The sequence below is a fragment of the Photobacterium gaetbulicola genome (genome assembly GCF_003025515.1).
GTDB classification, from domain to species: Bacteria; Pseudomonadota; Gammaproteobacteria; order Enterobacterales; family Vibrionaceae; genus Photobacterium; species Photobacterium gaetbulicola.
The window spans coordinates 187,383-205,075 of record NZ_PYME01000006.1 but is presented as its reverse complement, the minus strand read 5'-3'; the positions used below and the strand labels follow the sequence as shown (position 1 = coordinate 205,075).

The 17,693-nt window shown below is 46.2% G+C and carries 13 protein-coding genes; 7 read left to right on the top strand and 6 right to left on the bottom strand.

What is annotated here, in order from left to right; all coding sequences use genetic code 11:
• Positions 1–126: 126 nt before the first annotated feature.
• The gene (locus C9J03_RS07570; RefSeq protein WP_082060474.1) at positions 127–1,224 is read left to right on the top strand and encodes a S1 family peptidase; all 1,098 of its coding nucleotides are present in this window, start codon (positions 127–129) and stop codon (positions 1,222–1,224) included.
• Positions 1,225–1,508: 284 nt separating this feature from the next.
• Entirely contained in the window at positions 1,509–2,621 is a 1,113-nt protein-coding gene (locus tag C9J03_RS07565) for a S1 family peptidase (protein ID WP_052829616.1), read from the top strand.
• Positions 2,622–2,727: 106 nt separating this feature from the next.
• Here C9J03_RS07565 and C9J03_RS07560 read toward each other — a convergent pair whose 3' ends face one another.
• The gene (locus C9J03_RS07560) at positions 2,728–5,880 is read right to left on the bottom strand and encodes an efflux RND transporter permease subunit (RefSeq protein WP_044621099.1); all 3,153 of its coding nucleotides are present in this window, start codon (positions 5,878–5,880) and stop codon (positions 2,728–2,730) included.
• A 2-nt stretch (positions 5,881–5,882) separates the two neighbouring features.
• Entirely contained in the window at positions 5,883–7,004 is a 1,122-nt protein-coding gene (locus tag C9J03_RS07555) for an efflux RND transporter periplasmic adaptor subunit (RefSeq protein WP_039460164.1), read from the bottom strand.
• A gap of 337 nt (positions 7,005–7,341) precedes the next feature.
• Between C9J03_RS07555 and C9J03_RS07550 the strand changes: the two genes are divergently transcribed.
• Positions 7,342–8,295 carry a precorrin-2 dehydrogenase/sirohydrochlorin ferrochelatase family protein gene (locus tag C9J03_RS07550; RefSeq protein WP_044621100.1) on the top strand — a complete coding sequence of 318 codons (954 nt, stop codon included), beginning with the start codon at positions 7,342–7,344 and terminating at the stop codon, positions 8,293–8,295.
• Positions 8,296–8,351: 56 nt separating this feature from the next.
• On the opposite strand, the gene C9J03_RS07545 is transcribed toward C9J03_RS07550, so the two are convergent.
• Entirely contained in the window at positions 8,352–8,831 is a 480-nt protein-coding gene (locus C9J03_RS07545; protein WP_044621101.1) for a DUF1097 domain-containing protein, read from the bottom strand.
• A 411-nt stretch (positions 8,832–9,242) separates the two neighbouring features.
• Between C9J03_RS07545 and nagZ the strand changes: the two genes are divergently transcribed.
• A complete protein-coding gene (gene nagZ, locus C9J03_RS07540) occupies positions 9,243–10,247 on the top strand; it encodes a beta-N-acetylhexosaminidase (RefSeq protein ID WP_044621102.1) in 1,005 nt (334 codons plus the stop codon).
• Positions 10,248–11,000: 753 nt separating this feature from the next.
• Here the strand turns inward: nagZ and C9J03_RS07535 are convergent.
• Together C9J03_RS07535 and C9J03_RS07530 are read right to left on the bottom strand one after the other, a co-directional pair.
• Positions 11,001–11,915, bottom strand: coding sequence for a cation diffusion facilitator family transporter (locus tag C9J03_RS07535; protein ID WP_044621103.1), 915 nt, complete (start codon positions 11,913–11,915; stop codon positions 11,001–11,003).
• Between the two features lie 187 nt (positions 11,916–12,102).
• Positions 12,103–12,555, bottom strand: a complete 453-nt coding sequence (locus C9J03_RS07530) for a hypothetical protein (RefSeq protein ID WP_231568985.1) — start codon at positions 12,553–12,555, stop codon at positions 12,103–12,105.
• Between the two features lie 357 nt (positions 12,556–12,912).
• On the opposite strand from C9J03_RS07530, the gene pdhA reads away from it, so the two are divergent.
• From pdhA to C9J03_RS07515, 3 genes are read left to right on the top strand one after another with little or no spacing between them, the layout of a single operon-like run.
• The gene (gene pdhA / locus C9J03_RS07525) at positions 12,913–14,001 is read left to right on the top strand and encodes a pyruvate dehydrogenase (acetyl-transferring) E1 component subunit alpha (RefSeq protein ID WP_044621104.1); all 1,089 of its coding nucleotides are present in this window, start codon (positions 12,913–12,915) and stop codon (positions 13,999–14,001) included.
• Complete coding sequence (locus tag C9J03_RS07520; RefSeq protein ID WP_044621105.1) at positions 13,994–14,977, top strand: alpha-ketoacid dehydrogenase subunit beta; 984 nt, start codon at positions 13,994–13,996, stop codon at positions 14,975–14,977. The genes pdhA and C9J03_RS07520 overlap by 8 nt, the downstream gene beginning before the upstream one ends.
• Complete coding sequence (locus C9J03_RS07515) at positions 14,974–16,122, top strand: dihydrolipoamide acetyltransferase family protein (RefSeq protein WP_044621106.1); 1,149 nt, start codon at positions 14,974–14,976, stop codon at positions 16,120–16,122. Before C9J03_RS07520 ends, C9J03_RS07515 begins: the two co-directional genes overlap by 4 nt.
• Before the next feature lie 85 nt (positions 16,123–16,207).
• Here the strand turns inward: C9J03_RS07515 and C9J03_RS07510 are convergent, their stop codons facing one another.
• Positions 16,208–17,548, bottom strand: coding sequence for a DEAD/DEAH box helicase (locus C9J03_RS07510; RefSeq protein ID WP_044621107.1), 1,341 nt, complete (start codon positions 17,546–17,548; stop codon positions 16,208–16,210).
• Between the last annotated feature and the right edge of the window lie 145 nt (positions 17,549–17,693).

Genomic DNA, 17,693 nt, shown 5'->3' with positions numbered 1-17,693 from the left:
ATAACACCAATAAAAACAGTGTACATTTGCAGAGTTAAAACCTTGCTGAATTGTATTTTTCCTCAACTCACCGTCATTTGATGGTTAACTCATGCTTTAAGCCTAAAAGAAAAATAAAAGGATCTTATGAAAATTAAATTCACCCCAGTTGCTATAACGTTAGCCTGCTTATTCACGGCACCAACTTTTGCTGAAGAGCCTCAGATTCAAACTCGAGTTTTGAATGGTGAAGCGGCAAGTCAACTTTCATCTGAACTGCTTTTACCTTGGCAGGCCGCTTTCCTTACAGCGCCACAACTTAGCGACGGGACTCATATCACGTCAGGTTGTGGCGCTGTCGTCATCAGTGACTATTGGGCTGTTACTGCTGCGCACTGTATCGAACCATTTATGAGTAATACGCTGATAACCGGTACAAATGTCATTAAGAACCAAAGTGGTACTGCTGATGATATCGCGGACAAGTTTAAGTTTACGATTATCGACAAAATCGTTCATTACGGTTACTACCTGAACCCAGCTCTAGACCATGATATTGCCTTGTTGAAGGTTGATCGTTCAATGCTCGAAGTTGCTAAGCCGATCAAAATAGCAACCCCACAAGAACAAGAAGCAGCCAATAACCAATTTGCCAATACCTGGAACCCAAGTGGTTTTTCCAAGGCCAACCTCATTGCCTCTGGATGGGGGTATACCCAGCCCAAATTTGACCAACCCAATGAGCTAATGGTCGTAAAATTAGGCGGCATTCCAATGGACGACTGTGACGCCGACTACCCACTCGGTGAGAATTCGCACTTTGTCTGCGCTGACAGCAACGCCCCAAATATTAAAAAAGATGTGTGCCGTGGTGACTCAGGCGGCCCTCTTGTCTGGCAGGTACCTGAAAAAGCGAGCGATAGTGACTTCGGACTGCGCGTCATCGGTGTAACCAGCAATGGTCCATACTGCCACCTGAAAGAAGGTGGCGTTGCAGAAGCGCAGAAAAATGGCCTGTATACAGAATTGGCGTATTACTACAACTGGATTGAAGCTCAAACAGGCCTAAATTTAGCAACGCAAGACACCCCAACATTCAGTGTTGATCCTTTCAGCAAGGTCAGTGATCCTGAAACCAAAACAGGCCCTAGCGTTGGCGGTTCCGGTGGCGGCGGTAGCCTTCCGCTGTCAGGCCTGCTGAGCTTAGCCGCCCTTGCCCTGCTGCGCCGTCGACTTGACCGTTAAACCAATCTTTACCAGCAAAAAGTCTGTGCTCTAAAGACAGGTTAATGTCAGAAGTAACTACTTAAGCCCTCATTGCTTGGCAATGGGGGCTTTCTTGTTACCTTTCATGGAGAAACAAAGAAAAGCATCACTTAAAGCAATTTTTTGATTGGAATTATAAAAAATATCGATTAACATCCCCACCATAAAAACAGCGTTCAATTGAATTACTGCCCATTCAACCCATTTAAGACAACAAGATAAAATCAACTTGATGTCGTCTGCACAAACAAATCAAGGATCTTATGAGAACTACATTCAGCCCAATCGCCTTGGCCGTTGCCTGCACAGTAAGCTTTTCTGCAATGGCCAATGAGCCGCAGATCCAGACTCGTATTTTGAATGGTGATGATGCTAGCAAACTATCAGAAGAGCTTCTTTTGCCATGGCAAGCAGCAATGCTGACTAAGCCTCAACCCTACAACAATAACCGAATTACTTCGGGTTGTGGTGCTGTTGTCATTAGCGAATACTGGTTAGCGACAGCGGCGCACTGCATTATTCCTGAAATGAGCGACAAAGTTGTTGTTGGTACTGATGTTATCAGCAATAAAAATGGCACCGCGGACCAAATCGAGCAAAAATACTTATTCACAATTGTCGATGGTGCCGTTCATGAGGGTTACCACCCTAAAGATTATCCAGTTTTTCAGGCGGATAATGACATTGCTCTACTCAAAGTTGATCGCTCTATGTTGGATGTGGCGAAACCGATTAAAATTGCAACACCTCAAGAGCAGCAAGACATCAATCGTGAATTCGAGCAGACTTGGAATCCAAGCGGATACTCCAACGCGAACCTTATCGCATCCGGTTGGGGTTACCATGAACCTGTTTTCGATCAGCCTGATAATCTGATGGTCGTTAAACTTGGTGGGGTACCAATGGACAAATGTGTTACCAACTACCAGATGAATGAAGAATCTCACTTTGTATGTGCCGACAGCAACACTCCTGACATTAAAAAAGATGTATGCCGAGGTGACTCAGGTGGGCCACTAATCTGGCAAAACCCTGCGCATGTCAATGACCCTGACTATGGCCTGCGAGTCATTGGTGTTGTTAGTAACGGGCCGTTATGTAATTACAAGGTAAACGGTGATCCGGGTGCTCAAACAGCCGGTCTTTATACCGAACTATCAACCTATTACAACTGGATTGAAACAAAAGCTGAAATCAACCTGAGCAAGGTTGAACCATCTAGCTTTAGCGTTGATCCATTTACAAAAGTCACTGACAACAAGTCTGATAATAAAGGCGGAACAAACAAAGGCGGTTCCGGTGGCGGCGGTAGCCTTCCGCTGTCAGGCCTGCTGAGCTTGGCCGCCCTTGCCCTGCTGCGCCGTAAGACTTGCTAACCCGTTGCTCAACTGCCCCATAAATCACGAGGCAACGGCAACCATAAAAAAAGCTCCCACAGTCGGGAGCTTTTTATTTGGCTTCACTTAACAGACGATGGATACATCACTCATCATCAAGCGGGATCAACTTGGTTGAACCGCCGTGGAATTTCTCACGACGACGCTGAACCAGTGCGAAGAAGCCAGGGATCAGGAAGGTACCTGCCAGCAGCACACATAACAGACCGCCGGTTAATGAAATACCCAATGAGTTCTGGCTGATATGACCTGCACCGTTTGCAAAGATCAAAGGCAGAATACCCAAGATAAACGACCAAGACGTCATGTTTACCGCACGGAAACGTAGCTTACCACCACGGACCGCCGCTTGATCGATATCCAGCTCTTTCTCTTCACGCTCAATCTTGGCAAATTCTACAATCAAGATGGCGTTTTTAGCCGCCAGTGCAATCAGCAGAACTAAACCAATCTGTGCATACAAGTTCAACGGAGTACCGGTCATTGCTAGCGCCAAGAATGAACCTAGCGTCGCGACAGGCACAACAAGGATAATCGCCAGCGGAATACTCCAACTCTCATACTGTGCGACCATGAACAGGTAGATAAACACCAACGCCAGGGCGAAGGCATAAATAGCCTGGTTACCCGCTTTCACTTCCTGGTAAGCCATACCGGTCCACTCATACTGGTAGCCTTGAGGAAGAACTTCAGCTGCAACTCGTTCCATCGCGGCAATCGCATCACCACTTGAATAGCCCGGTGCCGGACTACCCTGGATCACTGCCGAACGGTACATATTGTAACGCCACGCTACATCGGGTTCGAACACTTGTTCTACCGATGTGATGGTGCTTAGCGGGATCATCTGACCACTTGATGAACGCACATGGAAACGCTGAAGCGCATCTAGGCCGTCACGGTAATCACTGTCCGCCTGCACAGTTACACGGAAGTTCTTACCGTACAATGTGAAGTCGTTAACATACATTGAACCCAAGTTACCCTGTAGCGTCTGGAAGATTTCCGTTAGTGGAATACCTAGCTGTTTCGCCTTAACACGGTCAACATCAATATAGTAGTGAGGAACGTTGGCGCGGAATGTACTGAAGGTAAACTGGATTTCAGGCTGCTGGTTGGCGGCCTGGATCATTTCACCCATCACATTGGCGAGATCAGTACGGCTTCTTCCCAAGGTATCTTCAAGCACAAACTCAAAGCCATCCGCCGCGCCCATACCCGGCACTGCTGGTGCACCCATCGCAAAGACAATGGCTTCTGGCAGCTCCATCGCAGCTCGGCCATTGACGCGGTTCGAAATCGCAAAAGAGGAGTGGTCACCTGCCATTGCATTTCGCTCATCCCACTCTTTCAGTTTAATGAACAGAGATGCACCGTTCGATGCTGCCGCACCGGTAAGGAATGCATAACCGTTTGCAACGGTAATACCCTCAATACCCGGCTCATCAGCAAGAATTTCTTGCAGCTTGGCCGTCGTTTCTTCTGTACGTGACAATGAAGCAGAGTCAGGTAACTGTACGTTAACCAGCAAGATCCCCTTATCTTCTGTCGGTACAAAAGCGGTCGATGTGGTTTTCGATAGGAATGTTACGGCACCTACTGCCAGCACAAAGAAGGTAATCAGCAGGCCCGCTTTACGAACCATGAAACCAGCGATAGAACCGTACTTCAATGTGACCTTATCAAGACCTCGGTTGAAGATTTCGAACCAACGCGCGGTGTTACCGCCACCTTGCTTAAGTACCAGCGAACACAATGCCGGTGAAAGTGTCAATGCGTTAATTGACGAGATAACTACCGAAATACAGATAGTCAGGGCAAACTGGCGGTACATGATACCGGTAATACCCGGCAGCATAGCAACCGGTACGAATACCGCAAGAAGTACCAGGGTCGACGTGATGATCGGGCCCGTTACTTCCTTCATTGCAATCAAGGTCGCTCTTGGCGGCGTCAGGCTTGGATCCCGCTTCATGTTGGTATCGACCTGCTCGATAACCAGAATCGCATCATCCACCACGATACCGATCGCCAGAATCAAACCGAACAAAGTAACCGTATTGATGGTAAAGCCTGCTGCCAACATGATGGCGAAGGTACCAATAAGCGATACCGGAATCGCAACAACAGGGATAAGTGTCGAACGAACGCTGCCCAGGAACATATATGTGACGGCAATTACCAGCAAAATTGCCTGGATCAAAGTAACAACTACACCCTTGATGGACTCAGAGACGAACAAGGTAGTATCGTAACTGGTCTCGTATTCCATACCATCTGGGAAGTCGGCGCTCATGCGATCCAACAGATCCATCACTGCCTTGCCACTTTCCAGGGCATTGGCATCGGATTGCAGGTTGAGGGCCACGATTGAAGCTGGCTGGCCACGGAACATACCGTTACCACTGTAGAACTTCTTACCCAATTCAACCCGGGCAACATCTTTCAGGTAAACCATTGAACCATCAATGTTTGCCCGAAGAACAACGTTCTCGAACTCTTCAACAGTCTGCAGTCGGCCCTTGGTTACCAGGTTGAACTGAACTTCTTGCGGATTATTGTACGGTGCCGCGCCGACTTGACCGGCAGCAACCTGTACGTTTTGCTCAGACAGCGCCGCATTGACATCGGAAGTTGTCAGGTTCAGGTTAGCCATTTTTTCAGGGTTCAACCAAACACGCATTGCGTATTCGCCACCACCGATAACATTAACCTCACTGATACCTTTAACACGCGCCAACTGATCTTTCACGTTAAGGTTGATGTAGTTGATCAGGAACTGATCATCATACTTACCATCCGGCGAATAGAAGTTCAGTACCATCAACAAATCAGGCGAACGTTTCTTAACCGTCACCCCTACCATGCGCACTTCAGCAGGCAGCTTAGACTCAATCTGAGAAACCCGGTTCTGAACATTGACCTGCGCCATATCGGGATCAGTGCCAATGTCAAAGGTTACATTGAGGCTATATGAACCATCGTTAGCACTTTTTGAAGACATGTAAATCATGTTTTCAACGCCGTTGACTGATGCTTCAATCGGATCGGCTATGGCTTCCTCTACCGTTTCGGCACTTGCACCGGAGTAGTAGGCTGTTACACCGACAGATGGTGGGCTAATTTTGGGATATTCTGCCACTGGCAGGTTGAGGACAGCAATCGCCCCCGCCAATGTCAGAATAATTGAAATGACCAGCGCGAACTTAGGGCGCTGGATAAAAAAGCGACTTAGCATGATTACTCTTGCGCCCCTGTTTCTTCAAGCCGTACTGGTACACCATTACGAACACGCTGAAGGCCTTTAGTCATAACAACATCATCGCTGTTAATACCTTCGGCAATAATGATGCCGTATTCAGTCTGAGGGCCAAGAACCACATTGCGACGTTCGGCGACATTCCCCTCGGCAAGTACCATGACAAAGTCACCTTCCAAGTCACTTTGAACAGCACGACGTGGGATCACGATACGTTTTACCGGCTCTTTTTCACGCAGGAAGACTTGCACATGCTGGCCAGGAAGCAATGACTGCCCTGGGTTGGCAAAACTTGCACGCATGGCAATGGTACCGGTATTGAGATCAATTCGGTTGCCGATGAAGTCAACTTTACCTAGTTCACTGTACTGCTTACCATTAGTCAGGGTCAGGACAACTTCGACATCACCCTGTCCTTTGCCTGCACCATCAAGGTTATCGATACCTAGATTCAAGCGCTCACGCTCACTCACATTAAATGATGCCTGAATCGGGTCTAGGCTAACCAAGGTGGTCAATACACCTGAGCTAGGAGAAACAAGATCACCGATACTGGCCTTGCTATCACTGATACGGCCAGTAAATGGGGCGGTGATTTTAGTGTACGATAGATCGACTTCTGCCGATTTCAACTGCGCATTCGCCGCTTTGAGCTGTGCTTCTGCGCTCAATTTTTCAGCGGTCAGGCGATCAAATTCAGATTGGCTGATGCTGCCTTTTGGCAACAAGTTTTGGCCACGCTGCCAATCCAGATTAGCACGCTTTAAGGTCGCTTCAGCTTGCGCGATTGCCGCAGCTGCACTTGCAACCCGCGCTTCATAGGCAGCAGGCTCAATTTCAAATAGCACCTGCCCTTTTTCTACCACTTGGCCTTCATTAAACGAACGCGCTTTAAGGTAGCCTGAAACTTGAGCTGTGATGGCCACATCTTCAATTGCTTCAGTTCTTCCTACAAACTGTTTTCCCTGCTGGTAATCAATCACAGTCACAGGTTGTACCGCAACTAGAGGAGCCATTCCCCCCGCTGGACCTGACAACTTATCGCCACAACCAACAAGCAGGCTTGAGCTTATTAGTGTCGCAATCATAAGTTTTTTATTCATATTGCCGACCATCTTAAATTTATGTAAAAACTACGCTTGAAATTTGTTATATTCAATTACTCTAATTATTGCTCAATGACTAATCATTTTACTTAAATTAGAGTGAGTTGAAGGTGTTCAAAGGGTTTTATAATTAACACTTTTTATATGCTGTATAAGCTAGCATTATGCCTTTAATCCAAGCTGAACAGTTATATGTATTGAAACAATTTCACCAACCAAGTGTTTCAAATTATTTCAAACCTTGAATTTTTGTGTTTTTATAGTAGCCAGAAAAAGATATCACTACAAGTCAGAGACTTACAGACAGCACATATACCCAGAAAGAATATAAAAAATGGACTATTTCCCGATTTTCCTCTCTGTAAAACAGAGAAAAGTTACAGTAATTGGCGGTGGTGAGGTTGCTTGCAGAAAAGTGGACTTACTACGAAAAGCAGGGGCAAGCATCACCGTGGTTTCGCCCAAGCTGCACAGCTATTTAACCCAGTTAACAAACACTGGACATATAGATTGGAAAAGAAAGTCTTATGACAAAAGTGATCTTGAAGGTAGCTACCAGGTTTGGGCAACAACTGACGATCCGGCCCTGAACCACCAAGTCCACCATGACGCCACTGAGCTTGGTATCTGGATTAATGTTGTCGACGATAAAGAGTACTGTGACTTCATCACGCCTTCCATCATTGATAGAAGCCCTATTCAAGTTGCGGTTTCCAGTGGTGGTGCCTCACCGGTTCTGGTTCGTTACCTGAGGGAGACACTGGAAACCCAGCTACCACATAACTTGTCGTTGTTAGCCTCTTATGCCGGGGAGCAGCGGGAGCGGATAAAACAGCATTTTGTGACTGTCGATGAAAGACGCAAGTTCTGGGAATTATTTTTCCGCCACTCAGGCGTAGAACAAGCCAAAACTAAAGAAGAACTTGAACATGTTTTTATGGAGCTGCTCGAGCACAATCCTAAATCACAGGCTGCATTGTATTTGCTAGAAACCGGTACCGAAACAGAAATGCTGACCTTAAAAGCCTTGCGGTTAATGCAACAAGCAGAGTTTGTACTCTACCCTGGCAACGTGGATAGCATTGAGGGCGCTGATGATGCGTTTGTAGATTTGTGTCGACGAGATGCTGACCGTGAGCCATTTAGCGAGGGAACATTAAAGGCCCAAGTACAGCAGCTCCTTAACAGTGGGTTGAGAGTTTGTGTACTTGCACCAAAGGCACAAGCAGCAAACCTCCTAAAGCCGCTCCAGAAAGAATTCAATGGCATTTATGTTCCTTGCCTTTAGCCTGAATCAGATACAAAAAATGCCGCGACTGCGGCATTTTTTCAATTCATTCATGTCTACTCGGCAGTGACTAGGTTTCCCTCTGGCTTGGCCAACTTCTGCTGTAGCCACAAACCAGAAGCTTTCATTGAATAACCAAACAAAATACCCAATACCAACGAAGGTACGACTAACTGCCAATCGCCGCCTGCGGCAAATGTTGCACATGAGCCGATAAAGGTACCTGGAATAAAGCTAAGCCATGCTTGCTTAGCTTGAACACACATCAAGAAAGCGACCACCGCAGTAATAACATATCCGATGATCTCAATCCCTACCTCAGTGGAAAGATAGATAATAACCATTGCCCAGAACACGCCACTCAGCGTCGTCGCCAAGCTAAGCAATAAGCCCTTAAGGCCATCTTTAGGGGAAGCAAAATATGCGGTACAACCAAGGAAACCGGCCCAGCTCAACAAACCGAGAGATACCGCTACCCATCCCCATATTCCAGATAGGATTCCAGTTGTAATTGCAATTGCGACCAAAGTTGACATGTTTTACTTCCCTAATTGGACAATCAAGGAAACAGTTTAAGGGACAAAAGAAAGCATTAAAACGCGCAAGATCACAATTTCACTGCAAGCCACCAGCATTACATTGCAAAGATTGATGAATATCACACTACCCAATTAATAATCAATGATTTATCTTATGTTATCAAATATTATATTCAGTGATGAAAACCATTACAAAACTAAGTGTTTCCCACTGGAAACAAAAAACCGCGTGTTATTGTCTAGCAATGTCGCAATTCGCTCTTATTAAACGCTCCTAGCTGATGTGTTGGCTTTGCTAAAACTCGGTCAATTTTCCCTATAATTAAGCGTGTTCATTATGGTATTACCAGATTATATGGGATAATTATCTGGTTGTTATTATTAGATAAATATCCGTAAGGAGAATTCATGGGCCCTCTGATGCTTGATGTAGCTGGCTATGAGCTAGATGCAGAAGATCGCGAGATCATCCAACACCCTACTGTAGGCGGTATTATTTTTTTCGCCCGCAACTATCATGATCGTGAACAACTACGCGCACTTACCAAAGATATCCGCAATACCGCCAAGCGCCCTCTCCTTATTGCTGTTGATCAAGAAGGAGGCCGGGTACAACGTTTTCGTGAAGAATTCACCTTACTTCCACCGGCAAAGGCATTTGCTCAAAGCAATAACGGTCAGTCTTTAGCTTATGACGGCGGATGGCTCATGGCAGCTGAACTACTGGCTATGGATATCGATCTTAGCCTTGCTCCGGTGCTGGATCTCGGCTTTGATTGCAAAGCCATTGGCGATAGAGCTTTTTCGGATGACCCACAAAAAGTGATTCAATATGCATCAGAGTTTATTAAAGGTATGAAACTGGCGGGAATGGCGGCGACCGGTAAGCACTTTCCTGGCCACGGCGGTGTTATTGCCGATTCGCATTTGGAGACTCCTGTTGACTCACGCGATACCATCAAACGTCATGACATGACGGTTTTTCAATCTTTGCTCGATGCAAATCTGCTTGATGCAATGATGCCGGCTCATGTCGTGTTCGACCATTATGACTCATCACCAGCCAGTGGCTCCAGCTACTGGTTGAAGCAAGTCCTGCGCGAAGAGATGGGATTCAAAGGCGTGGTTTTCTCTGATGACCTAAATATGAAAGGTGCTGATGTTCTTGGTAGCTATAGTGAACGAGCCATAGCTGCCCAGCAGGCCGGATGTGATATGGTTATGCTTTGCAATAACCGTACTGGAGCCATTGAAGCGTTAGATGGGTTACCGCAGACGCAAGTTCCCTCTTTGGAATCTTTGTTAAAAAAACCAACTGGCGAATACCGAGACTTGGTCAAGACCTCAAAATGGCAGGAAACACACAAACGTATCACACGTCTTCGAGAAGAATGGTTAGAAAAACAAGTTTAACAGACCATTACATTTAAAATATCGCCCGTACTATTCATCCTGCAGCATTTAGCAGAATAATATACGGGCGATTTGATTTATTAGCGTCAATAAGAAGAATTATTAAGCAGTGCTAATCCGTAAATACTGCCGATCACGCTAAAAGGTATCAATCAAAAAGAGTCACGAGAGTGATCGACGTACTTGTCACATTTCTTCTTTTCTTTGCAAATAATGTAGAAACCACCAATGATGAAGGCAATTACCAGTAATGTTTCCATAATCACATAAACCTATGATTTATCGAAAAGTGTGAAATAATTTCGCATCAGAATGCTAGCTGTAAATCTAAAGATTACCACTAACAGTAGAAGTAATTTTTAGACTGGGGACAAGATACCCCAACAGAGCAAAAAATGCACTAAAAAGTTGCATAATATTCGATCCAAATGCATCGAAACCTATACTTTTTTATCTATTTAAAACTACATATTTATCTAAAATACATAGGTTTAAACCTATTTGCTATAGAACCGCAGTTACTCTAGCAGTCGTTCATTGATTATTTGATGAATTAATGAATATTTTGCGGGTAAAAGGAAAAAATAACTAGGTCATTTTTGACTAGATTTATTTCCATTTCAGATTAGATATAGTTATGGATGATTCAATCGAGTAACCCGTTGGAAATGCAAACATATTTCTATGAATATAGAAACAACAAATATAAAAAAAGGGCAATTCCTGCCCTCTTTATATTCCATCAGATTGTAATCATAGCCATCTAGCCTGCCCCGTAAAGCTGACAGAAAGCCAGGTATCGCCCAGTTCATCAGATAAGGCTTCCCAAAGAATAAGCCGGATCTGATCTTGTCGTTTAGTGGTCCAATATGTGTCGTCCTTTACCAGGATATTGACTTCGAGATCATACTGACGGCCTGTCTTGGCAAAGTGATGAGTGTACGCATCAAAGTGGTATTGTTTCGACAGCTTCTCTATCACCCGGTCAACATTTTCTTGCACATCATCCTGTGGCGCGACCAGCAAGACCTCCTTGAGGTTACGACGTAACACTTTGATTGGCAAAACTACCGCCGCCAGTGATAACGCCGAGACCAAAATAGGGTCGACATAGCGGTTCCACTGTGAATAACCATAGTGATCCAAAATCATTACAAAAATAAAGCCCACCAAAATTGACGCGCTTAATATCCCATCAATCAGCCACTCCTGTGAATCGACTCGCACCAGTTCAGATTGCTCTGCCTTAGCGATATAGGTCTCGGTGAAAAAGATCGCAAAACAGCAGATTGTCGATAGCACCGCATAAAAGATTGCATGCTCGAGCACTATCTCTTGGCCGCCATTGACAATGGTTTGCACACCACTAAAAAAGGCAAAAATACATGTGAGTAAGATGAGCAAGCCATTGACGACGTTGATTAACGGTTCAATATGGGCATATCCGAATTGGAAGTACTTATCATCGGGTTTAGTAACGAGATATGCGGTATAAAGGCTCAGCCCTGTCATTCCCATACTAAGTAAAGAGAACATACCGTCTAGAAGAATGGCATTGGATCCGACATAGAGTCCGTAGCCTATACCTAGCGAGGACAGTACAACGGTACCGGCTAGGGATAACTTCAGTGCTAAACGCTCTTTACTAATTTTACGGCTAATAGCCATAATTTCCTCCTTATATATTATTGAGTCCGCAAGGTGCTAAATATGATACGTCAGTTCACGTGTTTACATCTATACCTTTAGCACAGTTACGCATTTGTAATCAAATTGATAGTGGATTTAGTCATAATACGACATGGTATTACCTGCAATGCAGGTAATACTGGTAGTCATTGATAGAGAGCAGGAACTAGGGGGATTTTTGTAGCTCTAATCTTTCTATATCACTGAAAAAATTGATTATTTTAGCCCTGCTGACACTATACTCAAAATCAGTTCCATCACAAAAGTCACGATTACTCTGCAACTCAGGTGTTTTAAACTTAATGAACTCACAAGTCGCATGTTGTTCGCAGGCCAAGTTTCTTTCGGTCTGAAGTTGCTCCCAGTAAGTGACAAAGTGCTTCAATGCGTAATCCAGTTGCTCATAATTATCGTTGCTTAGGGTTGAACGTAAACCGCCCAACTCCTCTTGCCTGTCAGACATGAACACTTGAAAGGCATCATTCAGCGAGCCAGCATCATTTCGATAGCATTCATCTTTGATAAACTGGGTCTTCTGCTGGGCAATTTCACTTACATTTGCCTGTGACGAGCAGGCAGACATTACTATCATCGCGGCCAGGCTAGTATACCATTTCATAAATCGCCCCTGTAATAAGCGCTTATCAGATCAATTCGCCATGAATGCATTGAACACACAGCGTGCATGCCATTGGGTAAGTATGTGCGATCGCATCGGTACTCTGGAATTTTCTGCGTACAAGTCTTAACACTAAAACACGGTCACAAACTCTCCTTTATTGACAATGTACTCAAGTGTACCGATAAGTTTACTCTTCCAAACAATCTGACCACCTGCGAATGTTAACATTTTGATTACACTTAGTACTATTGAACGTCGCCTCACCCGTTAACGATACTTTTCTTCATTCTCTCAATGGCACGTTCTCCAATTTGCTGTCCGCCTCTTTTGAGGCAGCACCAGAAGGAGCTAAAGATGAATGTTCTGGCTATGCCGATGCATCGATTCATCGATCACCATGGTAAGTTGGTTAATCCGCTCCCTGAATGGGCTGATTTAATGACCCTGAAAGGTTTCTATTGTGACATGGTATTAACCCGCAGCTACGACAACAAAGCAGTCGCGCTTCAACGCACGGGTAAACTGGGAACTTACCCATCTCACCTAGGGTCTGAGGCAATAGGTATTGCCATTGGACGGGCCTTGAAAAAAACTGATGTATTTATCCCCTACTATCGTGACCTGCCGGCCATGTGGGCACGCGGTATCGGAATGGAAAAAAACCTCCAATACTGGGGGGGTGACGAACGTGGCAGTGACTTTTCACCCGATGGGGAACATTGCCGAGACCTCCCTTTTTGCGTACCTATAGCAACTCAATGCACTCATGCCGTCGGTGTTGCCGCCGCTCTTAAAATTCAAGGCAATCACCATGTTGCACTAGTTACCTGTGGTGATGGTGCTACCTCTAAAGGCGACTTCCTTGAATCGTTAAATTGCGCCGGAGCGTGGAACATCCCGCTGGTATTCGTCATCAACAACAATCAGTGGGCAATTTCAGTTCCTAGATCAATTCAGTGTGGGGCTGAGCTGCTTTCAGACAAAGCCAAAGGAGCCGGTATTGAAGGAATAACCGTGGACGGCAATGATGTGGTCGCCATGTTTGATGTTATCGCAAAGTCACTGGAACATGCCCGAAAAGGCAAAGGGGCCACTCTCATTGAAGCGGTTAGTTATCGCCTTAGTGATCACACTACGGCGGATGATGCGTCTCGATACCGCAGCGAAGATGAACTTCAACAAGCCTGGGAGTTTGAACCTATCAAACGCCTCAAATCCTTCCTGATTGAACAGGGAGCTTGGTCTGAACAAGATGACATTAATTGGCAAGTTCACTGCAAAGAGGTGATAGAAAAAGTCGTTGATAATTATCTCGGCATTACACCGCAGGCACCAGAATCTGCCTTTGACTTTCTCTATGAACAACTGAGCGAGGATCTGCTTAATCAAAGAGATCTCATAATCAATAAAGCAATGCGCATGCAAGGAGGTGATCATGGCTGAAGTAACCCTCCTAGACGCTATCAACATGGCCTTGCATTACGAGATGGCCCATGACCAAAGTGTTATTGTGCTAGGTGAAGACGTCGGTGATAACGGTGGTGTTTTCCGCGCAACAGTTGGACTGAAAGAAAAATATGGCTGCAAGCGGGTTATCGACTCTCCATTAGCTGAAGCCTTAATCGGCGGGGTCACCGTCGGTATGGCGACTCAAGGTTTAAGGCCTGTCGCGGAGTTTCAATTTCAAGGGTTTGTGTTTCCAGCGATAGAACACTTGGTATGCCACGCAGCAAGAATGCGTAACCGCACACGAGGACGTTTGACCTGCCCTGCCGTCTTCCGGGCTCCCTTTGGTGGTGGGATCCATGCCCCGGAACACCATTCAGAAAGTGTCGAAGCACTCTTTGCTCACATCCCTGGAATCAGTGTCGTGATCCCGTCATCACCTCAGCGTGCCTACGGCTTACTACTGGCAGCGATTAGAAGCAACGATCCCATTATGTTCTTTGAGCCGAAGCGGATCTACCGTACGGTAAAGTCGACAGTTATCGACAACGGTGAAGCATTGCCTCTAAATACTTGCTTCACACTCAGAAAGGGCCGCGATCTTACATTGGTCACTTGGGGGGCATGCGTTGTTGAATCCCTGCAGGCTGCCCAGGCATTGTCTGAGCTAGGTATTGAAGCCGAGGTCATTGACTTGGCCACCATCAAACCAATCGACATGGCATCTATCATTAAGTCACTCGAAAAAACCGGCCGGCTGCTCGTTGTTCACGAAGCCTGCAAAACATGCGGTGTCGGTGCAGAAATTATTGCTCGCATCTCAGAGCAAGCCATGTGCCTACTGAAGGCCCCTCCGAGACGGGTAACGGGTACAGACACCATCATGCCATATTACAAAAATGAAGATTATTTCATGATTCAGGAAGATGACATTGTTGATGCGGCAAAATTGCTGGTGGAGGGGTGGAAATGAAAGCATTTAACTTGCCTGATTTAGGTGAAGGGCTGGCTGAATCTGAAATCGTTCAGTGGCATGTCAATATCGGTGATTACGTAGAAGTAGACCAAATTGTATTGACGGTAGAAACAGCTAAGGCAACCGTTGAGGTCCCTGCCCCATGCAGCGGAAAAATCATTAGCCGCCATGGCGAAGCCGGTGATGTTATCGGTATAGGAAGCTTATTGCTGGAAATTGAAGAATCTGCCGCATCCGTCCCCTCAAGACCACAGACTAGCCCGCAGAAAAACGATGCAGCCACCGTTGTCGGTACCGTTGCCCAAGACAGCCATGATATTAATGTCGATGAGTTCTGGGTTGGAAGCTCGCAACTGGAAAAATCCGAACATCCCCTAAGCGCAATGCCATCTGCACGCCTTTTAGCCCAAAAATTGGGCGTTGATTTAAGTACCATAACTGGTAGTGGTCCTGATGGCGTCATTCTCGACAAAGATGTCTACAACGCCTGTGACAAGCAGTTACCCGGAACAGAAGTGCTAAAAGGAGCTCGCCGGAGCATGGTCGGTGCCATGGCGGAGTCCCACCATAATATTGCCGCAGTAACCATAACAGAAGAGGCCAGCCTCGCGGCATGGCAGCCACAGCAAGACATCACCTGCCGCCTAGTACAAGCCATCGTCAACGCCTGCAAAAAAGAGCCGGCTCTCAATGCTTGGTTCGATGCGGAAACCATGACCCGCTGTCTGCACCACACAGTCAATATTGGTATTGCCGTCGATAGCAAACACGGCCTTTATGTCCCCGTGCTTCGCAATGCCGATGAATACAATAGCAATGGGATCAGGCTGTGGGTCGACAAAACGGTGGCTGGCATACGTGAACGGAAAATAGGCCGGGAGCAACTGCAGCATGCAACCATCACGCTGTCCAATTTCGGTGCCATCGCGGGCATCTTCGCCACGCCAGTGGTGACCCCGCCACAAGTTGCGATTATTGGGGCCGGCCGGGTCATTGAAAAACTGGTACTCGAGCAAGGAGAAGTAAAAGCCGTCAAAGCCCTCCCCCTCTCGATGACATTTGACCATCGCGCATGTACCGGCGGCGAGGCAGCAAGGTTCATGAAAGCCCTTGTGGATCACCTGCAGCAGCCATCAGCATAAATCTACAGCCCATAGTTCAAAGCTATAGCCATAAAAAATGCCAGTCATTTGACTGGCATTCTCTTTGATATCGCTAAAACCGGGATCAGTCTTCAGAAGAAGGGCTTACAGGCTTTTTCTTTTTCGGGATAAAGACATTATCACCGACAGCCATGTTATCGTAGAAGCGTTTGTCCATCTTCTTCTTGGCCTGTGGTTTAGCCTGGGTCTTCTTGTCCTGCTGCTTAGCCGCCGTTGGCTTCTTCTTGGCAAACTTTTTCTTCGGCGCAGGTTTCAGGCCTTTGAACTTACCTTCCAAACCTTCAATCGTGGTGAAGCTGATAGATTGCTGCAAGAAGGCTTCCACATTCTTGAAGCTCTTCCAGTCTTTAGGGCCCACAAGGGAAATGGCATCCCCTTTGTTACCAGCACGGCCGGTACGCCCGATCCGGTGCACATACTCTTCAGCATGCTTAGGCATATCGAAGTTAATTACATGCGACACTTTTTCAATGTCCAAACCACGAGAAGCCACGTCTGTTGTCACCAGAATTTTGTGGCAGTCGCGCTCAAACTGGCTCATGATTGCGTTACGTTGGGTCTGGTTCATATCACCACTCAACGCTACGGCTTTCAATTTACGCTCATTCAACTCTTTGGTCAGGCGATCGGTATCAGCGCGGGTAGCCGTAAAGATAATCACCTGATTATAGTTTTCTGTTTCCAGAATCTTATCAAGCAGCGCTTGCTTATGATCGAGGTGATCACAAAGTAAGAAGCGCTGAGTGATATCGGTATGCTCTTCTGCCGAATGACCAATTGAAATACGTTTTGGCGCATTGAGCATATCGCTGGCAATACTGACTACATCGGTATGGTCTAGCGTTGCTGAGAACATCATGGTTTGTCGACGACGGTGATTTGCCGCTTCATGAATACGGCGCAACTGAGCCTCAAACCCCAGGTCAAGCATACGGTCGGCTTCATCAAGAATGAGCATTTCCAAGCCATCCAGGTAAGTACTGCGGTGCTCTAGGTGGTCCGCCAGGCGGCCTGGCGTCGCAATCACAAACATTGGGTCCTTACGTAGCTCTTTAACCTGATCGTTGAAATTTTCGCCACCAACGATCAGAGCGCCATCATACGGCGTACCCGCATTCAGAGTGCGTAGTTGCGCAAAAACCTGTTTTGCCAACTCACGGGTTGGTGTCAAGACGACAACACGTGGGTCACGGCGAGTAAAAGGCTTGCTTCGATACATACGCTGCATAGCTGGTAACAAGAAGGCCAGTGTCTTACCAGAACCTGTTTTGGACGAGGCCAAGACATCCTTGCCTAGAATGCCAACAGGTATTGCTGCTTTTTGAATTTCAGTTGGTTTATCGAACGCCAAGTGATTGAGTTTTTTAATTAGGCGCTGGTCTAATCCAAGATCGTTAAATTGCAAAATGATGCTCCGGTAATTGCCCAACTATGAGCAAGAATAATACAGTACAAGCTGTGTGACTGTAATCACACAGCTCTAAATTTGGTCAGCTGAGCATTATACCACATTTCCATTTGCAGGCATCTAATTGGTACAGATTTATTGC